The 19323-nt window shown below is 71.4% G+C and carries 21 protein-coding genes and 2 pseudogenes; 12 read left to right on the forward strand and 11 right to left on the reverse strand.

Annotated elements, in window-relative coordinates; genetic code table 11:
• The first annotated feature begins 16 nt into the window (after positions 1–16).
• Positions 17–587 (forward strand): annotated as a pseudogene (locus tag H8R17_RS24850) (phosphotransferase).
• 61 nt (positions 588–648) lie between these two features.
• Here the strand turns inward: H8R17_RS24850 and H8R17_RS24855 are convergent.
• Positions 649–1131: a VOC family protein gene (locus tag H8R17_RS24855; protein WP_187825425.1), complete on the reverse strand. Its 483-nt coding sequence runs from the start codon at positions 1129–1131 to the stop codon at positions 649–651.
• Positions 1132–1816: 685 nt separating this feature from the next.
• On the opposite strand from H8R17_RS24855, the gene H8R17_RS24860 reads away from it, so the two are divergent.
• Both H8R17_RS24860 and H8R17_RS24865 read left to right on the forward strand, forming a co-directional pair.
• Positions 1817–2473, forward strand: coding sequence for an ATP-dependent Clp protease proteolytic subunit (locus tag H8R17_RS24860; protein ID WP_187825472.1), 657 nt, complete (start codon positions 1817–1819; stop codon positions 2471–2473).
• A complete protein-coding gene (locus H8R17_RS24865) occupies positions 2473–3075 on the forward strand; it encodes a ClpP family protease (protein ID WP_187825426.1) in 603 nt (200 codons plus the stop codon). The genes H8R17_RS24860 and H8R17_RS24865 overlap by 1 nt, the downstream gene beginning before the upstream one ends.
• Positions 3076–3093: 18 nt before the next feature.
• Here the strand turns inward: H8R17_RS24865 and H8R17_RS24870 are convergent, their stop codons facing one another.
• Positions 3094–3543 carry a helix-turn-helix domain-containing protein gene (locus tag H8R17_RS24870; RefSeq protein WP_187825427.1) on the reverse strand — a complete coding sequence of 150 codons (450 nt, stop codon included), beginning with the start codon at positions 3541–3543 and terminating at the stop codon, positions 3094–3096.
• Positions 3544–3631: 88 nt separating this feature from the next.
• Here H8R17_RS24870 and H8R17_RS24875 point away from each other — a divergent pair.
• A pseudogene (locus tag H8R17_RS24875) lies at positions 3632–4410 on the forward strand (class I SAM-dependent methyltransferase).
• Between the two features lie 145 nt (positions 4411–4555).
• On the forward strand, positions 4556–5461 hold the full coding sequence (locus H8R17_RS24880; RefSeq protein WP_187825428.1) for an RNA polymerase sigma factor SigF: 906 nt from the start codon (positions 4556–4558) through the stop codon (positions 5459–5461).
• Here the strand turns inward: H8R17_RS24880 and H8R17_RS24885 are convergent.
• Entirely contained in the window at positions 5436–5933 is a 498-nt protein-coding gene (locus H8R17_RS24885) for an ATP-binding protein (RefSeq protein WP_187825429.1), read from the reverse strand. The two genes, H8R17_RS24880 and H8R17_RS24885, sit on opposite strands and share 26 nt — an antisense overlap.
• A gap of 182 nt (positions 5934–6115) precedes the next feature.
• Between H8R17_RS24885 and H8R17_RS24890 the strand changes: the two genes are divergently transcribed.
• From H8R17_RS24890 to H8R17_RS24900, 3 genes are all read left to right on the forward strand, one after another.
• Positions 6116–6700, forward strand: a complete 585-nt coding sequence (locus H8R17_RS24890; RefSeq protein ID WP_187825430.1) for a PRC-barrel domain-containing protein — start codon at positions 6116–6118, stop codon at positions 6698–6700.
• Positions 6697–7128, forward strand: a complete 432-nt coding sequence (locus H8R17_RS24895) for a PRC-barrel domain-containing protein (protein ID WP_187825431.1) — start codon at positions 6697–6699, stop codon at positions 7126–7128. The genes H8R17_RS24890 and H8R17_RS24895 overlap by 4 nt, the downstream gene beginning before the upstream one ends.
• A 307-nt stretch (positions 7129–7435) precedes the next feature.
• The gene (locus tag H8R17_RS24900) at positions 7436–8704 is read left to right on the forward strand and encodes a streptophobe family protein (RefSeq protein WP_187825432.1); all 1269 of its coding nucleotides are present in this window, start codon (positions 7436–7438) and stop codon (positions 8702–8704) included.
• A 25-nt stretch (positions 8705–8729) separates the two neighbouring features.
• Here the strand turns inward: H8R17_RS24900 and H8R17_RS24905 are convergent, their stop codons facing one another.
• A complete protein-coding gene (locus H8R17_RS24905) occupies positions 8730–9140 on the reverse strand; it encodes a hypothetical protein (RefSeq protein ID WP_187825433.1) in 411 nt (136 codons plus the stop codon).
• 343 nt (positions 9141–9483) lie between these two features.
• On the opposite strand from H8R17_RS24905, the gene H8R17_RS24910 reads away from it, so the two are divergent.
• The gene (locus H8R17_RS24910; RefSeq protein WP_187825434.1) at positions 9484–9774 is read left to right on the forward strand and encodes a DUF1905 domain-containing protein; all 291 of its coding nucleotides are present in this window, start codon (positions 9484–9486) and stop codon (positions 9772–9774) included.
• Here the strand turns inward: H8R17_RS24910 and mgrA are convergent.
• The gene (mgrA, locus tag H8R17_RS24915; protein ID WP_187825435.1) at positions 9764–10756 is read right to left on the reverse strand and encodes an L-glyceraldehyde 3-phosphate reductase; all 993 of its coding nucleotides are present in this window, start codon (positions 10754–10756) and stop codon (positions 9764–9766) included. The genes H8R17_RS24910 and mgrA overlap by 11 nt on opposite strands.
• A 123-nt stretch (positions 10757–10879) precedes the next feature.
• Between mgrA and H8R17_RS24920 the strand changes: the two genes are divergently transcribed.
• Together H8R17_RS24920 and H8R17_RS24925 are read left to right on the forward strand one after the other, a co-directional pair.
• On the forward strand, positions 10880–11764 hold the full coding sequence (locus H8R17_RS24920) for a LysR family transcriptional regulator (protein WP_187825436.1): 885 nt from the start codon (positions 10880–10882) through the stop codon (positions 11762–11764).
• Positions 11765–11789: 25 nt separating this feature from the next.
• The gene (locus H8R17_RS24925) at positions 11790–12299 is read left to right on the forward strand and encodes a mycothiol transferase (RefSeq protein ID WP_187825437.1); all 510 of its coding nucleotides are present in this window, start codon (positions 11790–11792) and stop codon (positions 12297–12299) included.
• On the opposite strand, the gene H8R17_RS24930 is transcribed toward H8R17_RS24925, so the two are convergent.
• Both H8R17_RS24930 and H8R17_RS24935 read right to left on the reverse strand, forming a co-directional pair.
• Positions 12287–13354, reverse strand: a complete 1068-nt coding sequence (locus H8R17_RS24930) for an adenosine deaminase (protein ID WP_187825438.1) — start codon at positions 13352–13354, stop codon at positions 12287–12289. The genes H8R17_RS24925 and H8R17_RS24930 overlap by 13 nt on opposite strands.
• A 40-nt stretch (positions 13355–13394) precedes the next feature.
• Positions 13395–13793 carry a VOC family protein gene (locus H8R17_RS24935; protein WP_187825473.1) on the reverse strand — a complete coding sequence of 133 codons (399 nt, stop codon included), beginning with the start codon at positions 13791–13793 and terminating at the stop codon, positions 13395–13397.
• A gap of 154 nt (positions 13794–13947) precedes the next feature.
• On the opposite strand from H8R17_RS24935, the gene H8R17_RS24940 reads away from it, so the two are divergent.
• On the forward strand, positions 13948–14406 hold the full coding sequence (locus tag H8R17_RS24940; RefSeq protein ID WP_187825439.1) for a pyridoxamine 5'-phosphate oxidase family protein: 459 nt from the start codon (positions 13948–13950) through the stop codon (positions 14404–14406).
• Between the two features lie 323 nt (positions 14407–14729).
• Here the strand turns inward: H8R17_RS24940 and H8R17_RS24945 are convergent, their stop codons facing one another.
• The 4 genes from H8R17_RS24945 to H8R17_RS24960 all read right to left on the reverse strand — a co-directional run bounded on the left by H8R17_RS24945 (position 14730) and on the right by H8R17_RS24960 (position 19315).
• Complete coding sequence (locus tag H8R17_RS24945) at positions 14730–15638, reverse strand: oxidoreductase (RefSeq protein WP_262505483.1); 909 nt, start codon at positions 15636–15638, stop codon at positions 14730–14732.
• 41 nt (positions 15639–15679) lie between these two features.
• Complete coding sequence (locus H8R17_RS24950; RefSeq protein ID WP_187825441.1) at positions 15680–17353, reverse strand: glycoside hydrolase family 13 protein; 1674 nt, start codon at positions 17351–17353, stop codon at positions 15680–15682.
• A 61-nt stretch (positions 17354–17414) separates the two neighbouring features.
• A complete protein-coding gene (locus tag H8R17_RS24955; protein ID WP_187825442.1) occupies positions 17415–18251 on the reverse strand; it encodes a carbohydrate ABC transporter permease in 837 nt (278 codons plus the stop codon).
• Positions 18248–19315 (reverse strand): carbohydrate ABC transporter permease, encoded by a 1068-nt coding sequence (locus H8R17_RS24960; RefSeq protein WP_187825443.1) that lies wholly within the window; start codon positions 19313–19315, stop codon positions 18248–18250. The genes H8R17_RS24955 and H8R17_RS24960 overlap by 4 nt, the downstream gene beginning before the upstream one ends.
• Between the last annotated feature and the right edge of the window lie 8 nt (positions 19316–19323).

Genomic DNA, 19323 nt, shown 5'->3' on the forward strand with positions numbered 1-19323 from the left:
CGCTGGGATGGGCGGCATGTGTGCCGTGAAGATGCATGACGACGAGTTGGACATCGACGCCTCGCTCGTCGGCCGGCTGATCGCCGGACAGTTCCCGCAGTGGGCGGGGCTGCCCGTGCGGCGTGTGGAGTCCTCCGGGACCGAGAACGCCATGTTCCGCCTCGGCACGGACCTGGTGGTGCGATCGCGCAGCTGGTGGGGCGGATCGACACCCGTGCGATGACGGCGCTGTGGGAGGAGGCCCTGCGGGCTCCGGCGTACGCCGGGCCGCCCGTGTGGGCGCACGGCGATCTCATGCCGGGGAATCTCCTGGTCGGCAGCGGACGACTGGCCGCCGTGATCGATTTCGGCACCGTGGGCGTGGGCGATCCCGCCGTCGATCTGATCGTCACCTGGAATCTGCTGCCCGCACAGGCGCGGGGCGTCTTCCGCGAGGGTGTGGGGCCGATGACGCCGAGTGGGCGCGCGGCCGGGGCTGGGCGCTGTCGATCTCGCTGATCCAGCTGCCGTACTACTGGGACACGAATCAGGCGCTCGCGGCGAACTCACGGCATGTGATCCGGGAGATCCTGGCCGAATCCGCGTAGGGGGACGGGCCCCGGCACCACGTGGGCGCGGTGCCGGGTGTGCCCGTGCCCCCGCGGCGCGTCACTCGCCCGCGTACGCCTTCTCCAGGGCGGCGATGTCGAGCTTGCCCATCGACAGCATCGCCGTCATCGCGCGCTGTGCCTTCGCCGGGTCCGGGTCGCTGACCATGTCGTCGAGCCGTTCCGGGGTGACCTGCCAGGACACGCCGTACTTGTCCTTGAGCCAGCCGCAGGGGCCGGGCTCGCCGCCGTTCTCGGTCAGCTTGGTCCAGTAGTAGTCGATCTCCTCCTGGTTCTCGCAGTAGATCACGAAGGAGATCGCCTCGTTGAACTTGAACTCCGGGCCGCCGTTCAGCGCGAAGAACTTCTGGCCGTTGGCCGTGAACTCGACGGTCATCACGGTGCCCGCCGGGCGAGGCGCCTCCTCGGGGTAGCGGGCGATCCGGCCGATGCTGGAGTTCTTGAAGATCGAGACGTAGTAGTGGGCGGCTTCCTCGGCCTCGTTGTCGAACCAGAGACACGTGGTGAATCCGTCGGTGGCCATGAGTACCTCCAGGGTGTGGAACGCGGTCATCTGTATCGACCGGTCCCGGCCGGGAAACTCATCGCTCGGCGGATGATTAATCCGTGGGGCCGCGTCACCGGCCGCGCCTACCATCCGGATCATGACGACCTCATCGCCCGGACCCGACGGCATCCGGCCCTTCCGGATCGACGTCCCGCAGCGCGACCTCGACGATCTCCACGACCGCCTCGACCGCACCCGCTGGCCGGAGAGCTGCCCGGCCCGCGAGCTGGGCCGCACCCACCCCGACCGGCTGATCGGCGTGCACCTCAATCTGCTGCCGGGCGCGCAGGCAGCCCATGAGCCGATGCCCGAGGAACTGGACGCGCTCGGCCCCGAGGAGCGAGAGCGCACGCTCGCCTCGTGGCGCCGCTGCGCATGTCCGCCGGGAGGTTCGCGGGCTCGCCGCCCGCGGGCCGGGAGGCGCGGAGATCCGGGCGGCGATCTCCGCCGCCCGCTGCTCGCCCCTGCGCGACCCGCGGCCGGCCCGCACCTGAAAGTCATCGCTCGGCTCCCTCTGCCCACAGCGAATCTGCTGCGGGCCTGGAAATCCCCGGCGGGCCCGGTGTCCGGCCGAGAGTGGAGTACGCGGCGACGCCCGCCGCGTGACGACAAGCGAGTGCAGGCGACTGCACGCGACAACGAGCGACGACTAGGAGCGCCGATGTCTCCACTCACCGCCGGCCCGGTGCCGGCCCTGCTGCCCCGGGCCGAGGAGGGCGAGGCCCCTCCCACACGGTTCGACGACCACCTGGCCGCCCAACTGCTCGCGCAGCGCATCGTGTTCCTCGGCACCGAGGTCACCGAGGCCTCCGCGAACCGGGTCTGCGCCCAGCTGCTGCTTCTTTCCGCGGAGGACCCGCGCACCGACATCAGCCTGTACATCAACAGCCCCGGCGGCTCGGTGCACGCGGGCCTGGCCATCTTCGACACGATGCGGCTGATCCCGAACGACGTCTCGACGCTGGCCATGGGATTCGCCGCCAGCATGGGCCAGTTCCTGCTCTGCGTCGGCACCCGCGGCAAGCGCTACGCCCTGCCGAACGCGCGGATCATGATGCATCAGCCGTCGGGCGGGATCGGCGGCACCACCTCCGACATCGAGATCCAGGCGGAGAACCTGGAGTTCGCCAAACGGACGATCGAGCAGATCACCGCCGAGCACACCGGCCAGTTGCCGGAGACCATCTCCCGGGACGGCGACCGGGACCGCTGGTTCACGGCGGAGCAGGCCAGGGAGTACGGCATGGTGGACCGGGTCGTGGAGTCCCTCGCGGACGTCCGCCCGGCCGCGTCGCGACGCAGGATGGGGCTTCAGTGATGGGGACGTACACGATTCCGAACGTCATCGAACGGACCCCGCAGGGCGAGCGGTCCTTCGACGTGTTCAGCCGGCTGCTCAACGAGCGGATCATCTTTCTCGGCACCGAGATCGACGACGGCGTCGCCAACGTCGTCATCGCGCAACTCCTGCACCTGGAGTCGGCGTCCCCCGAGAACGAGATCTCCGTCTACATCAACTCCCCCGGTGGCTCGTTCACTTCGCTCATGGCCATCTACGACACGATGACGTTCGTGCAGGCGCCGATCTCGACATGCTGCGTCGGGCAGGCGGCCTCCACGGCGGCCGTGTTGCTGGCCGGCGGGGATCCCGGGCGGCGGTACGTGCTGGAGCACGCGCGCGTGCTGCTCGGGCAGCCGGCCTCCGGCGGGCAGCGGGGCACGGCGTCCGATCTGTCCCTCCAGGCCAAGGAGATGGTGCGGATCCGCTCCCAGGTGGAGGAGGTCCTGTCGCGGCACACGCACCACGACGTGGCGACGCTGCACGCGGACATGGACCGCGACAAGGTGTTCACCGCCCAGGAGGCCGTGGCCTACGGACTGGCCGACGAGGTCCTCAGCCGGCGCCCGGTCATGGTCTGAGGCACCGGCTGCCGCGTCTCAGGCGACCATGCACAGCCCGTCGTACGACGAAGTGGAGGCGCCACGGCTCCTGTTGGTGTACCGCGAGGTGACGCGGGTGAGTTCGCCGTGGGCCCGCGTCAGCAGGTCGCCGAGGCTCAGGCCGAGGGCGTGGGCGGCGGCCGCGAGGACCTCCGAGGAGGCCTCCTTGCGGCCGCGTTCCACCTCCGACAGGTACGGCATGGAGATCCGGGCCTCGTCCGCGACGTCCTTCAGCGTGCGCTCCTGCGCGAGGCGTTCGCGCCGCAGGACGTCACCGACCAGGTCGCGCCACAAGGGCTCCCTGGGCTTCCCGGCGGGCTCCGGACGGGCGGGCGGGGCGGCGGGGCGAGCCGGTCCCGGGGCTGCGGCGGGCCGGGCGGATTCCAGTCCTGCGGCGGGCCGGCGCAGGGGAATGACGCGGGCTTCGTTCGGCGCTTGTTCGCTCACACCCTCAGCCTAGAAGCGATGGACGCCAGGGGAAGGGCGCAGCATTCTGCCCTGAGTGGAATTCACGCAGGGGAAGGGGCGGGCCGTGGTGCTGCGCGAGAAGTTCGACGAGGTCGCGGAGTTGTACGACCGGGCCCGGCCCCGGTATCCCGAGGCCCTGGTCGCGGAGCTGGCCCGGGTGGCGGGCCTCGGCCCGGGCAGCCGGGTCCTGGAGGTGGGCCCCGGGACCGGTCAACTCACCGTGCCGCTCGCCGGGTTCGGCTGCCGCATCACCGCGGTGGAGGCCCCGAACTGGCGGCGATGGCCCGGCGCCGGCTGGCCGCGTTCCCGGAGGCGGACGTCGTCGTGGCCGACTTCGAGCGCTGGGAGCTGCCGCCGGAGCCGTACGACCTGGTGGTGAGCGGCACCTCGTTCCACTGGATCGACCCGGCGGTGCGCGTGGTCAAGGCGGCGCGGGCACTGCGTCCCGGCGGGCGGCTGGTCCTGGTCACCACACACCATGTGGCGGGCGGCACCGAGGAGTTCTTCACCCGGGCTCAGGACTGCTACGAACGCTTGGACCCGGCCACGCCGCCCGGTCTGCGCGCGCGTGACGCGGCCGTGGTGAGCACGGACATCGGCGAGTTGACGGGTTCCCCGCTGTTCGGAGAGGTGGCGGTGGAACGGCACGTGCGGGACATCGCCTACTCCGCCGACGAGTACCTCGGCGTCCTGCTCACCTACTCGGGCCACCGCGCCCTGGACGACACCGCCCGCGAAGGGCTGCTGGGGTGCATCCGGGAGCTGATCGAGACGCGGTACGGCGGCCGGGTCACCAAGCGCTACCTGCACGAGCTGATCACGGCGCCCCGGGTGGCGCAGAACTGACCGGGCGCCGCGGCCCGCCACCGGTTTTCCGCCGCACGCACGTGACAGGCATGCGTTGGCCTCTCCTGGGTAGCCGACACCCGGAACATTCCGAGCAATTGTTGACCGGCCGTTTTCCGGGCCGTCTTTTTTCGTGGGAGAGGCAATGGACACCGCCGTGACCGGGCCGGAGACAGAGAGCACCGAGGGGACCACCGGGAGCAGGACGGGCGACGCGGCGGGAAGGGGGGAGGGCACGCTTCCCGGCGTGCCCCAGGCGTGGAGCGTGGCGCCGCAGGACGCCCGGGAGCTGTCCCGGCAGTTCTTCCAGCGCCTGGCGGAGCTGGAGGAGGGTACGCACGAGTACCAGTACTCGCGCAACACGCTCATCGAGATGAACATGTCGCTGGTGCGGTTCGCGGCGGGACGGTTCCGGACCCGCGGCCACGACATGGAGGACATCGTCCAGACCGGCATGATCGGCCTGATCAAGGCGATCGACCGGTTCGAGCTGTCCCGCGAGGTCGAGTTCACGACGTTCGCGCTGCCCTACATCCTCGGGGAGATCAAGCGGTTCTTCCGTGACACCACCTGGGCGGTGCACGTGCCGCGGCGGCTCCAGGAGCTGCGCGTGGAGCTGGCCAGGGCCCGGGAGGAACTCGCCGGCCGGCTGGACCGCGAGCCGACGGTGGCCGAGCTGGCCACACTGATGGACCTGCCCGAGAGGGAGGTCGTCGAGGCGCAACTCGCCGCCAACGGCTACACCTCCGCGTCGCTGGACGCGGCACTGACCGGCGACGGGCCGGAGGACGGCGAGGCGGTGCTGGCCGACTTCATCGGCGTGGAGGAGGAGCGGCTGCGGCTCGTCGAGGACGTCCACTCGCTCGCCCCGCTGATGGCCGAACTCGACGAGCGGGACCGGCGGATCATTCACCTGAGGTTCGTGGAGGAGGCCACGCAGGCGGAGATCGGCGAACGGCTGGGCTGCTCGCAGATGCATGTGTCCCGGCTGATCAAGCGGATCATCACGCGCCTGCGCCGGGGCCTCATGGCCGAGCCGGGCGGCGTCTGACGGGCCGCTGCCCGGCCTCCCCGTCGCCCACCCGCACCCTGGCCCGGACGCGCTTGCCGACCGGCACCCGCTCGACGGTGACGTTCTCGGCGAGCGCGTGGACTATCTCCAGACCGTGTCTGCCGATGCGCTCGGGGTCGCGGGGGAAGAGCCGGGGCAGTGCGGCACTGCTGTCGTAGACGGTCACGGCGACCGCGGCGTCCGTGCCCTCCAGCTCCAGGATGTACGGGCCGTTGCTGTGCCGGTCCGCGTTGGTGACCAGTTCGCTCACGACCAGGAGCAGCGCGTCGGCGGACCGTTCGTCGATCACGGCGCACCACTCGGTCCTGAGCCGGCCCAGGAAACCCGTGGCGAAGGACCGGGCCTCGGCGATGCAGCCGGGTTGGCCGGTGTAGTGCGCGGCGCGCCGCAGCGGTTCCACGGGCACGTCGAAACCAGTCGGTATCAATGCCTCGCCCACGTGCTCGGTCATGCGTTTCTCTCTCGACAAGCCGGACTGGCCGGACGCTCCTGCACAGTGCTCGTACCCCGTGCCGGGCCGTGCAGTCCCCACCGGGCCCACCCGCGCTGCGGGCATTCTCACAGCCGGGCGGGGCACTCGGAGCACACCGGGTCCGGTCCGGCGGCGGGCCGGTCCGGCGGGAAAGGCGTGCGATGTACGAGCTGATGTCCGCGCGGAGCCTGACGACCCGGCCGGTGGTGACCCTCGGCGGGGATGTCGTCGCGCACGTCAGGGACACGGTGTTCGACGCCTCGGCGGGACGGATCACGGGCTTCACCCTGAGCGGCCCCCACCTGCTGTCGGGCCCGCTGCGGCTGGGCCTGCCGTGGCCGGCGGTGCACGCGCTGGGCCATGACGCGGTGATGATCCGCGACGCGGGAGCGCCGGCGCCGGTGGACATGGCCGCGGCGCGGCAGGCGGCCCGGCGGGGGCGGGTCGTGGGCGCGCGGGTGCTGACGGACGCGGGCACCGAGGTCGGCACGGTGCTCGACGTGGTGGTGGAGGGCGGCAAGAGCGGCCGGGTCACCGGGTTCCGGATCGCCGCGCGCAAGGCGCTCGTGCCGGGCCCGAAGCACCACCGGCGCAGGGTGTACGTGCCGCGCGGCGAGACGCTCGCCGTGTCCGGCGGTGCGCTGGTCATCCCAGGCGACACCACGCACTACGTGGTCGACGACCTGCCGGCCTTCGTCCATGAGGTCGGTGCGCTGCGCGAGTCCCGGAAAGGGGCGCTGCCGTGATGCTGTTCTCCCAGGTGCGGGGGCTGCCCGTGGTGTCACTGTCCCCTGGACGCCGTGGGCGGTTCGCCGAGATGGGCGTGCTGAGGTCCCTGACCGTGGACGCCGCCACCGGGATGATCACGCATCTCCGGGTGCGCGGCCGGCATCCGCGCCGGGAGACCGTGCTGGCCCGGGAGGCGGTGCACGCCGTCGGTCCCGACGCCGTCGTGGTCCGCTCGGCCGACACCGCGGCCGCGCCGCCACCCCACCACGACCTGCCGGGCCGGCGGATCCTGACCGAGGCGGGCGACGAGCGCGGCACGGTCCTGGACGTCGCCTTCGATCCGGCGACGGGCCGCGTCGAGACGCTGCTCACCACGCGCGGCGAGCTGCCCGCCGGCCGCATGCTGGGCCTCGGCGACTACGCCCTGGTCGTCCGGACCGGCTGAGTCACAGCGCCGGGGAGTGCGCCGGTGACTCCGGGGCCGACTGCGTCGTCGTGTCGGGCGGGGGCTCCGGGGACGGAGGCTCCTCGGGCGGCGGCGGCTCGCTCGTTTCCGGTGCCGGCGTGGGCGTCTCGGAGGTCGGCGGCCTGGTGGTCGGCGGGGTCGAGGTCGGCGACTCGGTGGGAGTGGAGACCCGGTCCGCTGCTCGACCGGCCGGCCTTGTGTGCGCCGGTGATGGCCCGCCCGCAAGCCGACGCGGACGGACCCTCCCGGCAGGCGCGGCGCCCGGGCGCTGCTTAGCGTGGGCAGGGTGAGCGTACGCACCGTCCCCGACCAGGCAGTCGCCCGGCACGGCTGGGTCCAGGCCCTCGGCGCGGTGCTGGCCGGGCTGGCGGCGATGGTGCTGGTCGCCGCGCTGGGGTTGTGGGCGGCCGGGGCCGCGGATCTCCCGGACGGCGCCTTTCCGCGGGTGGTCGTGGCGACCGTGGTCACCGCTGTCGGCGGCAGCATCGAGATGACGGGGAACGCGGGCGGGCTCGCCGACACGGAGGCGGACCTGACCGTGCTCCCGCTGTCCGTCACGCTCACCGGTGCCCTGGTGATCGCCCGCGGCTTCCTGCGCCCGCTGCGGCACCGCGCGGTCGCGGGCGGCACGGAGCTGGCCGGCTGGGCCGGACGGGTCGCCGTCGTGTGGCTGCTCGCGCTGCTCGGCCTGGCCCTCGCCGCCCGCCAGACGTTCACGATCTCCCTGGGCGAGGGCACGCTGGGCGACATCGGCGACCTGTTCGGCATCGAGCCGGAGGTCGGCTTCGCCACCGACGTGCCGATCACCCTGCTGTTCGGCCTGCTGTGGCTGGCGGGGGTGCTGACGCTCGCCGTAGTCGTGGCGCGCGGGGCGCCACTGTCGGGGCGGCTGCTGCGCTTCCAGACGTCGGTGCGTCCGGCGACGTATGCCATGGTCGTGCTGCTGCTCGCGTACGTCGCCGTGGGGATCGTGGTCGCGCTGGTGGTGGCGGCGACGCGGGGGCACGCGGCGGAGACGTTCGCGGTGATCCTGCTCGGCCTGCCCAACCTGGTGTGGCTGGCGCTCACCATCGGCCTCGGCGCCACCTGGGACGGCCGGGTGGAGGGGCCGTTCGGACTGCCGATGCCGCATGTGCTCGACGAGGTGCTGCGCGGACAGGACGTCGCCGCGCTCAACCTGAGTTCGCTCGCCGAGCAGGACGGCCGGGTGTGGTGGCTGGTGGTCGTCGACGCGGTGTTGCTGCTGGCCGCCGCGTTCCTGATGGCGGTCCGGTCACCGGCCCGGATGCGGGCCTGGCAGCACGCCGTGCACCTGGCGGTGGCGCTCGCGCTGACGGTGCTCATGATCTGTCTGGTCGCCCGGATCTCCGCGCACTACGGCCTGTCCGTGCTCGGCATCGGCGACCTGGGCGGCGATCTGGCCGGGGAGTTGTTCCTGCGGCCACGGGTGTGGACGGCTGTCGGCCTCGCCCTGCTGTGGGGCCTGGTCGCGGGCTTCCTGGGCGGCCTGCTGGCGCGGCAGGTGCACGGGGGCGCGGGTCGGCGGTGCGGGTGAGCGGGCTGCCGGCAGGCCAGGACAGTCAGGCGACGGGGACGCCCAGCGACGGGATGGTGCGCTGCATGCGCAGAGCGTCGACGGACTCGGCGAGGAGTTCGTACTCGGTGGTGTCGTCGCTGGTGGCGATGCGCACCAGGCGTCCGGCGGCCAGTTCGTCGGCGACCAGTTCCTGCTCGGCCGGGTCGCCGCACCAGGCGCGCAGGACGGCGGGCACGTCGGGTACGGTGTCGCCGACGGCGACGAGCGCGTTCGGCGGTATGTGCTCGGCGTCGGGCTGCGGATCTAATCGCTGGGCGATCCAGGAGGCCCGGTCCCGAAGCCACCACAGGGCGAGCGCCAGGGTCGGGGCCCGGTAGGTGCCCAGAGGTACGCCGATGCGCCGGCCGTCGCAGACGCCGTACGCGGTGACATGGCACAGAAACTCGTCGTGCACGCGGTGCCTTCCCCGTTGCCGTGCTCGGCGGTTGGCCGGGCCTCGCTTCCCGGCGGCTCGCGAGCGGTGCGTGAGGGCGCCGTAGCGGCATGTGAAGCGCTCTCGCTGTCGAGTATCTTCACTGCTGACACACTGTCACCATGGGTTTCCGGCCAGTCTCCTGGCATATTCTCCCTACCTGTTGGCCGAAATGCGACGGGCGTCGCGGGCGAGCGTCATGACCGCTACCGGACTCCCGTCTTGACCAGCACGGACGACCTCGATGGGACCGGCCCTCGCCCAGACGATGAGTTCTGCCGCCCGCAGCGGTCTGTAGGAGAAGGACCCCAGAGCGGAGGACGTCATGGCTGCCGGCAGAGATGAAGTGCACGCGGAATTCACCGCCGTACTGCGCAAGAGCCCGGAGAGCGGCGGCTGGACGTATGTCGTCTGGCCCGAGTCCGTCACGTTCTTCGGTACCCGCGGACTGGTCAAGGTCCGCGGGACCATCGACGGACACCCGTTCCAGAGCTCCTTCATGGCGCTCGGCGACGGCACGCACAAGCTTCCCGTCAAGGGCGAGGTGCGCAAGATCATCGGCAAGCAGGAGGGCGACACCGTCACCGTGCGCCTGGAGGAACGGCTCAGCCCTTGATGGCGGCGTCGATGCGGGCCAGCTCGTCCGCGTCGAAGTCGAGGTTGCGGATGGCGGCGACGCTGTCCTCCAGCTGCTGCGGGCTGCTCGCACCGACGAGCGCGGAGGTCACCCGGCGGCCGCGCAGCACCCACGCGAGGGCGAGCTGCGCCAGGGACTGCCCGCGGGACCTGGCGATGTCGTTGAGGGCGCGCAGCTTGGCCACGAGGTCCTCGGTGATCGCGTCCGAGTTCAGGAACGGGCTGTCGCTCGCGGCCCGCGAGTCCTCCGGGATGCCATCGAGGTAGCGGGCGGTCAGCACGCCCTGCTCCAGCGGGGAGAACACGATGGAGCCGACCTGGAGCTCGTCCAGGGCGTCCAGCAGGCCCTCGTCCTCGGGGCGGCGGTCGAGCATCGAGTAGCGGGGCTGGTGGATGAGCAGCGGCGTGCCCAGCTCGCCGAGGATGCGGGCGGCCTCGCGGGTCTGCTCGGCGGAGTAGTTGGAGATGCCGACGTACAGCGCCTTGCCCTGCTGGACGGCCGAGTGCAGGGCGCCCATCGTCTCCTCGAAGGGAGTGTCCGGGTCGGGGCGGTGTGAGTAGAAGATGTCGACGTAGTCCAGGCCCATCCGCTGCAGGCTCTGGTCGAGCGAGGACATCAGGTACTTGCGCGAGCCCCACTCGCCGTACGGGCCGGGCCACATCAGGTAGCCGGCTTTGGTGGATATGATCATCTCGTCCCGGTACCGGGCGAAGTCCGTCTTCAGTGCCTCGCCGAAGGACTCCTCGGCGGCGCCGGGCGGCGGGCCGTAGTTGTTGGCAAGGTCGAAGTGGGTGACGCCGAGGTCGAAGGCGCGGCGCAGGATCGCGCGCTGGGTCTCGACCGGGCGGTCCGGGCCGAAATTGTGCCACAGGCCGAGCGAGAGCGCGGGCAGCTTCAGGCCACTGCGTCCGGTGCGCCGGTAGGGCATGTCCGCGTAGCGGTCGGTGTGTGCGGTGTACAACGCGACTCCATGAAGGGTTGGCACGAAGGATCGGTCCCGGAACCGGTACCCACTCTCCCGCGACCTGCGCCCATGGGTCCAACAGAAGAATCCGATGAAATTCAGCGGATACGCTTCTCAATCATGGAACTGCGCCATCTTCAGCACTTCGTGGCCGTCGCCGAGGACCAGCACTTCACCCGGGCGGCGGAACGCCTGATGGTTTCCCAGTCGGGCCTGTCGGCCTCGATCCGGGCCCTGGAGCGGGAACTGCAGACCCCGCTGTTCGTGCGGACGACCCGCCGGGTGACGCTCACCCCGGCCGGCCGAGCCCTGCTGGGCGAGGCGGAGCGGATCCTGACGCAGGTGCGCTCCGCGCACGAGGCGGTGGCCGCGGTGCAGGGCGTGCTGCGCGGCATGCTGGCGATGGGCACCGAGCAGTGCATCGCGGGCGTCGACGCGGCGCGGCTGCTGGCCGCGTTCCGGCGGCAGCACCCGGACGTGGAGATCTGTCTGCGGCAGGCGGGCTCGGGCGCGCTGGCGGAGGAGGTCGCGGCCGGGCGGCTGGACCTGGCGTTCGCCGTCCGGACAGACCATGCGGACAGCGACCAGCTGCGGTCCGTGCCGCTGGCCGACGAGCCGATGACGGTGCTGTGCCACGCCAGTCACCGGCTGGCATCCGCCGACGCCGTCACGCCGGAGGACCTGGGCCGCGAGGTGTTCGTGGACTTCCACCCGGACTGGGGTCCGCGCCGCATCACCGACGCCGCGTTCGCGGCCGCGGGCGTACGGCGGACGGTCGCGCTGGAGGTGAACGACGTGCACACCCTGCTCGACCTGGTCGACGAGAACCTCGGCATCGCGGTCGTGCCCCGGCACTTCCGGCACAAGCGCGCCTCGCTGACCGCCCTGCCGCTGAAGGGCACCGACGAGCGGGCGTACAAGACGGTCGCTCTGCTGCCGCCCGCGCAGGCCACCAGTCCGGCGGCGCGGGCGCTGATGGCGCTGCTGGAATCGGGAAGCGCGTGAGGGGCGGGTGCGCGATGGTGGACGCATGCATGCGAAGGACATCCTCATCGACGGATACAACCGCATCCAGGAAGAGGTCCACGCCGCCGTCGAGGGCCTGGACCCCGACGACCTGAGCGCCCGCCCCTCCCCCGCCGCCAACTCCGTGTCCTGGCTCGTCTGGCATCTCACCCGCGTCCAGGACGACCATGTCGCGGACGCCTTCGAGCTGGACCAGGTGTGGCTGGCGCAGGACTGGCAGGGGCGCTTCGGCCTCGGCCTGCCGCCCCACGACACCGGGTACGGCCACAGCCCCGCGAAGGTCGCCAAGGTGCGCGTCGAGGACGGCGGCCTGCTGACCGGGTACTACGACGCCGTGCACGAGCAGACCCTGCGGGCCCTGCGCGAGCTGACCGCCAAGGACCTCGAACGCGTCGTCGACGACCACTGGGATCCGCCGGTCACGCTGGGCGTGCGGTTGGTCAGCGTCCTGTCCGACGATCTCCAGCACGTCGGACAGGCCGCCTATGTGCGGGGGCTCCTTCAGAGCGCGTAGCCCGGCAGTACCACGTCACGGATGAGCGCGTTCCGCTCGTCGAACGGAAGGAACGCGCTCTTCAGGGCGTTCACGGTGACCTTGCGCAGGTCCTCGAGCGTCCAGCCCGCCTGCTCGACGAGCAGGGACATCTCGCGGGTCATCGTGGTGCCGGACACCAACCGGTTGTCGGTGTTGAGGGTGACGCGGAAGCCGAGGTCCTTCAGCGCAGTGATCGGGTGCTCGGCGATCGAGGTCGCGGCGCCGGTCTGCAGGTTGGAGGTGGGGCACATCTCCAGGGCGATCCGGCGGTCGCGCACCCAGCCGGCGCGCCTCCCCAGCTTGCCGTCGACGATGTCGTCGGTGATGCGCACCCCGTGCCCGATGCGCTGGGCGCCGCACACCTGGAGGGCCTGGTGGATGCTGGGCAGGCCGTGGGCCTCGCCGGCGTGGATGGTGAACGGTATGTTCTCGCGGCGCAGGTGCTCGAAGGCGGCGAGGTGATCGGCGGGCGGGAAGCCGTCCTCGGCGCCGGCGATGTCGAAGCCGACGACTCCGGCGTCCCGGAAGGCCACGACCAGGTCGGCGATCTCCCGGCTGCGGTCGAACATCCGCATGCCGCACAGCAGGGTCCGGACCTGTACCGGCGTCCCCGCAGCCGCCGCCTTGGCCATGCCCGCCGCGAGCCCCTCCTGGACGGTCCCGACGACCTCCGACAGAGCCAGCCCGCCCCTGACCATCAGCTCGGGGGCGTAGCGCACCTCGCCGTACACGACGCCGTCGGCGGCCAGGTCGAGGACGTACTCCTCGGCGGTGCGCAGCAGGCCCTCGCGGGTCTGCATGACGGCGAGGGTGTGCTCGAAGGTGGCTATGTACCGGACCAGGTCGCCGGAGCCCGCTGCGTCGTAGTACCAGGCGGCGAGTTCGCCGGGGTCGGTGGTGGGCAGGGTGTGCCCGACCGTGGCCGCGAGGTCGACGACGGTGGCGGGGCGCAGGCCGCCGTCGAGGTGGTCGTGCAGCACGGCCTTGGGCAGCCGGCGGAGGGTGTCGGTGTCGATGGTGTGGGGCGCGGTCATGAGCGGTCTTTCTCGGTGAGCGGGTACGGGTGAGCGGGTGTTATCGGGCAGCGGGGTGGAGCAGGTCCCAGAGGTTGCCGTACAGGTCCTGGAAGACGGCGACGGTCCCGTACGGCTCGTGGCGCGGCTCCCTCACGAAGGTCACGCCGGCGGCGAGCAACCGGGCGTGGTCGCGGGCGAAGTCGTCGGTGTACAGGAAGAAGCCGACGCGCCCGCCCGTCTGGTCACCGACCCGGGATCGCTCGGCCTCGTTCCTGGCCCGGGCGAGCAGCAGCGCGGTGCCCTGCGCCGGTCCCCCGCCGGGCTCGACGACGACCCAGCGGAAGCCGTCGGGCTTGGGCCTGTCCTCGACGAGCCGGAAGCCGAGGGCTTCGGTGTAGAAACAGATCGCCTCGTCGTAGTCGTCGACGACGAGGCTGACCAGGGCGATGCGGTTCATCATGGCCTTTCGGGGCGGCGGATTGACGGGTGAGGTTATACGTAAAACGCCAGCGATGCCAGTCAACCGCGCACCGGCGTACGCGCTGCTCGGACCATGGTCCTAGGGCTGCCGCCCGAGGCGCGGCGGTGGGCGGGTCCGTTAGCGTCCCGGCATGACGATCACCGAGCCGCCGCGTAGTGCGGAGCAGCGCAAGCAGGATGTCCTGGCCCGGCTGGAGCGGGAGGAGGACATCTGGGTGGCGTCGGCGGACGCCGAGGGGGTGCCGTGTCTGGTTCCGCTGTGGTTCCTGTGGGACGGCGAGGCGGTCTGGCTGTCCACGCGGCTGACCAATCCCACGGGGCGCAACCTCAGGGACGGCGGGCGAGCCCGGCTGGCGTTCGGGGACACGCGGGACGTGGTGCTCGTCGACGGTGCCGTGGAGAGCTTCTCACTGCGGGAGGTGCCGGCGGGGGCGGCCGAGGCGTTCCGGGCGAAGTACGGGTGGGATCCACGCGCCGATCACGCGTCCTACGCGTTCTTCCGGGTGCGGCCGACGGGGGTTCAGGCGTGGTGCGAGCAGCGGGAGTTGCCGCGTCGGCACGTTATGCGGGACGGAGTGTGGGTGGGGTGACGGGCGACCGCGGTTGGCTGTGGGGTGCGCTGTGCCGGTGTGGGCCGGGGGTGGGTCGCGCGGGCCGGTGTTGGGGTGCGGCGGGTTGACTGCGTCGGCTGGGCCGCGTTTGTTGCTTGCCCGGCCTTGGTGCGGGCCGGGGTGGGTACGCTCGCCCGCGCTGGCAGGGTGCCGCTGCGCCCACCCGTGCCGCCCTGGGGGTACCTCCCAGGCTCTTGAGGCACCGGGGGAGGCACGACTGCCCGCAGCTACGACGGCTGCGGCGGTGCGGCGGCAGGCGGCTACGGCGGCTTCAGCTGCTGCCGGGGGTCGGCGGCGGTGGGTCAACCGGTCTTCTGGCTCAGCTCGTTGAGCTGCCGCAGTTCGTCGGCCGTGAGGTGGAGGGCGCCTGCTGCCACGTTCTCCGTGAGGTGGGCGGGGTTGCCGGTGCCGGGGATGGCCAGGACGTGGGGGCCTTGGTGGAGGGTCCAGGCGATGCGCATCTGGGCGGGGGTTGCGCCGTGTGCTTGGGCGAGGGCGAGTAGCTCGTCGTCGCGGGCCGTGGTCGCGCCGTGCTCCCGGCCCTCGCCGGCGACGGCGTAGAACGGTACGAAGGCGATGTCCTGTTCGCCGCACAGGCGCAGTAGTTCGTCGGTGGCCGGGTCGGTGGCACCGAGGCCGTAGCGGTTCTGCACGCACACCACGGGTGCGATGGCCTGGGCCTCGGCGAGGTGGCGGGGCTCGACGTTGGAGATGCCGAGGTGCCTGATCAGGCCCGCCTCGCGGAGTTCGGCGAGAGCGCCGAAGTGCTCGGCGATGGAGCCGTAGCTCGGCATCCGGCGGAGGTTGACGACATCAAGATGGTCGCGGCCGAGCTGGCGCAGGTTCTCCTCGACGTGGCCGCGCAGTTCGTCGGGCCGGGCCGCGGTGGCCCACTCCCCCGAGTAGTCGCGGTGCGGGCCGACCTTGCTGACGATGACCAGGTCGTCCGGGTACGGCGCCAGCGCGCTGTTGATGAGCTCGTTGGCGGAGCGCAGCGCGGAGAAGTAGAAGGCGGCCGTGTCGACGTGGTTGACGCCGAGTTCGACGGCCCTGCGCAGCACGGCGAGGGAGCGGGCCCGGTCGCTCGGCGTGCCGAGGTGGAAGGCGGCGCTGCCCGTCAGCCGCATCGCGCCGAAGCCGATGCGGTGAACGGGCAGGTCGCCGAGTTTCCAGCTGCCCGCGGCGTCCGCGGTGATCGTGTCCGGCCTCATCGACGGAGTCTCGCACATCGAGGAGTGGGCGTGGACGGGTGTTACACCGCCAGCCAGACGGCCTGGTCCGGGGGCAGCAGTCCGTTCTCGACGGGGCCGCTCGCCAGGAGGACCGAGGTGTGGTCGGGCAGGCGGTACGGCTCGGTGGAGAGGTTGATCGCGCAGAGGAAGCCGGGGCTGCGGGTGAGGGCGAGGACGCCGTCGGGGGTGTCCAGCCAGGTCATGGTGCCGTCACCGAGTGCGGGATGCTCGCCGCGCAGGCGCAGGGCGGTGCGGTAGAGCTCCAGCATCGAGGCCGCGTCGCCCGTCTGGGCGGCCACGCTGAGGTCGGCCCAGGTCGCGGGCTGCGGGAGCCACGGGGTGGCATCGGCGTCGTCGGGGCTGAAGCCGTACGGTGCGGTCGGGCCGGACCACGGGATCGGGACGCGGCAGCCGTCACGGCCGCGGTCGGTGTGCCCGGAGCGTTCCCAGACGGGGTCCTGGAGGATGTCCTCGGGCAGGTCCTCGACCTCGGGCAGGCCGAGTTCCTCGCCCTGGTAGATGTACGTCCCGCCGGGCAGGGCGAGCATCAGGAGGGCGGCGGCGCGGGCGCGCCGGGCGCCCAGGTCGCGGTCGAGGGGGCCTTCGGGCGCATACGGCTCGCCCGCGACCCAGCGCCGGACGGTCCGGCGGCCGTAGCGGCTGGCGTGGCGCATCACGTCGTGGTTGGAGAGCACCCAGGTGGCCGGTGCGCCCACCGCGCCGAGCATGGCGAGCGAGTCGTCGATCACCGAGCGCAGGTCCTTGGCGTCCCAGCCGCACATGAGGAAGTCGAAGTTGAACGCGGTGTGCAGGCCGTCCGCGCGGACGTAGGCGGCCAGCCGCTCGGGGGTGTCCGCCCAGGCCTCGGCGACGAAGGAGCGGTCGCCGTCGAACTCGTCGGCCACGCGGCGCCAGGCGCGGTAGATCTCGTGCACCTCGTCGCGGTCCCAGTGCGGGTGGTCGACGTGCTGGCGGATCCGCTCCTGCGCGTCGTCCCGGCGGGAGAGCGGTCCCAGTGTCGCCGGCTCCGGGCGCGGTGGCAGGTCGGGGAGTTCCGGTTGCTTGATCAGTCCGTGGGCGACGTCGATGCGGAAGCCGTCCACACCGCGGCTGAACCAGAACCGCAGGATGTCCTCGAACTCCTCCCGCACTTCGGGGTGTTGCCAGTTCAGGTCGGGCTGCTGCGGGGCGAACAGGTGGAGGTACCACTCGCCGTCGGGCAGCCGTGTCCAGGCCGGGCCGCCGAAGCAGGAGACCCAGTCGTTGGGCGGCTCGGCGCCGTCGGGCCCCCGGCCGGGGCGGAAGACGTACCGCTTCCGCTCGGGACTGCCCGGCCCAGCCGCCAACGCCTCCTGGAACCAGGCGTGTTGGTCGGAGGTGTGGTTGGGCACGATGTCGGGGATGACGCGGATTCCGTGCCGGTGCGCCTCCTCGATGAGGTGTTCCGCGTCGGCCAGGGTGCCGAACAGGGGGTCGATGTCGCGGTAGTCGGCCACGTCGTAACCGTGGTCGGCCATCGGCGACTTGTACCAGGGGTTGATCCAGATGGCGTCGACGCCGAGCGCCTTCAGATACGGCAGGCGGGAGCGGATGCCGGCGATGTCACCGACGCCGTCGCCGTTTGCGTCGGCGAAACTGCGTATGTAGACCTGGTAGATGACGGCACTGCGCCACCAAGGTGCTGTTTCGGGCATGGTGTTGCGTTGCTCCTTGGTCTTCTTGCACTCCGGGAGAGGGCGGTGGGGCACCCGGTGGCTACTTCGCCGAGCCCGCGGTGAGACCGGCGACGATGCGACGCTGGAACAGCAGCACCATGACCACCAGCGGGATCGTGACGACCACGCCCGCGGCCATCTGGCTGCCGAACGGGGTCTGGTACGTCGTCGCACCGGAGAACTTCGAGATGGCGACCGTCGCGGTCTGCATGCCGGGCTTGTTGGTCATCGACAGGGCGATGAGGAACTCGTTCCAGGCGGCGATGAAGGTGATGATCGCGGTGGTGAAGATGCCGGGCGCGGCGAGCGGGATGATGATCCTGCGGAAGGCCTGGCCGCGGGTGCAGCCGTCGACCATGGCGGCGTGTTCCAGCTCGTCCGGCATCTGCCGGAAGAACGTGGTCAGGTTCCACACCGCCAGCGGCAGCGTGAAGGACATGCTCGGCACGATCATCGCCTGGTAGGTGTTGATCCAGCCGATGTTTGTGAACAGCTTCAGCAGCGGAACCACGATCGACACCACCGGGAACATCGAGGTGGCGATGATCAGTGTGAGGATCAGCCGCTTGAACCGGAACTCCAGCCGGGCCATCGCGTACGCGGTGAACGTGGCCAGCAGCAGCGACAGTGTCGTGGTGATGCCGGCGACGATCAGGCTGTTGAGCAGCGCGCGCGTGAAGCCCTGGGTGGGGCTGAACACAGACCGGTAGTTCTCGAAGGACACCGGGGAGGGGAGTAGCGAGGTGCTGAAGATGTCGGTGGTGCGCCGCATGCTGGAGACCAGCATCCAGTAGAACGGGGCCAGACAGTAGGCCACCACCGCGGCGACTCCCACGTACGGCAGCCGCTGACGCCACTTGGCCGTGAGGGTGGTCATGCCGTCACCTCCGCACCGCGCTCCACGGCGCCCCGGCGTCTTCTCCTGCCCGCACGCCTGTCGCGTGTGCCGCCGTCGCCGCCGAGGTCGGCGCCCAGCAGCCGGACGAAGGCGAGCGCGATGAGGAAGACGTAGAGGAAGAGGAGCACCGCGTAGGCGGAGGCCGGTCCGAAGCGGACGTTGGAGGCCTCGCTCTGCGCGAGCATCGACAGGGTTTCCACCGAGCCCTTCTGCGCGCCGATGAGGATGTACGGCAGGTCGAACATCCGCAGTGCGTCCAGGCACCGGAACAGCACCGCCACCAGCAGCGCGGGCTTCACCAGGGGCAGGGTGATGCGCCAGAACCGGGCCAGGGCGCCGGCCCCGTCGATCCGGGCCGCCTCGTAGACCTCCTTCGGGATCACTTGAAGGCCGGCCAGGACCAGCAGCCCGATGAAGGGGGAGGTCTTCCACACGTCGGCGATGACGACCGCGATCTTGGCCTGGAAGCCGTCGGCGGTCCACAGCACCTGATGTCCGATGAGGACGTTGGCGATTCCGTCGGCGTTGAAGATCCACCGCCACAGCAGGCCGGAGATGGCCGTGGGGATCGCCCAGGGTATGAGGATGCTGGCCCGTACCAGGGACCGGCCGCGGAACGCCTTGTGCATGATCAACGCCATGGCCACACCGATCACCGTCTCCAGCGACACCGTGACGACGGTGAACAGCGTGGTGTTCCAGAAGGCGTTCCAGAACCGGTCGCCGGCCTGGGTGAAGATGTCGGTGTAGTTCTTCAGCCCCACGAAGGGCTCAGTGGTGCTGATGAAGCCGGTCTTGGGGTCCAGTCCCTGCGGCCCGTACAGCGACTCGTGCAGCGCCATGATCGTCGGGTAGATCACGACGATCGTCAGTACCAGGAGCGTCGGGGAGACCAGCAGCGCGGCCATGCGCCCCGTGCCCGCGGTGGCCCGGGCCTGCCTGCCCCGGCGGTTCGGCAGTGCGGCGGGCCGCCCGGGGCGGCGGCCGGCCGCCGCCCCGGGCTCCCGCGCGGCGGCTTCGGGCGGGATCTTGATGGCGGACATGAACCGGG

It is taken from the genome of Streptomyces sp. TRM68367, from assembly GCF_014495685.1.
Classification (GTDB): domain Bacteria; phylum Actinomycetota; class Actinomycetes; order Streptomycetales; family Streptomycetaceae; genus Streptomyces.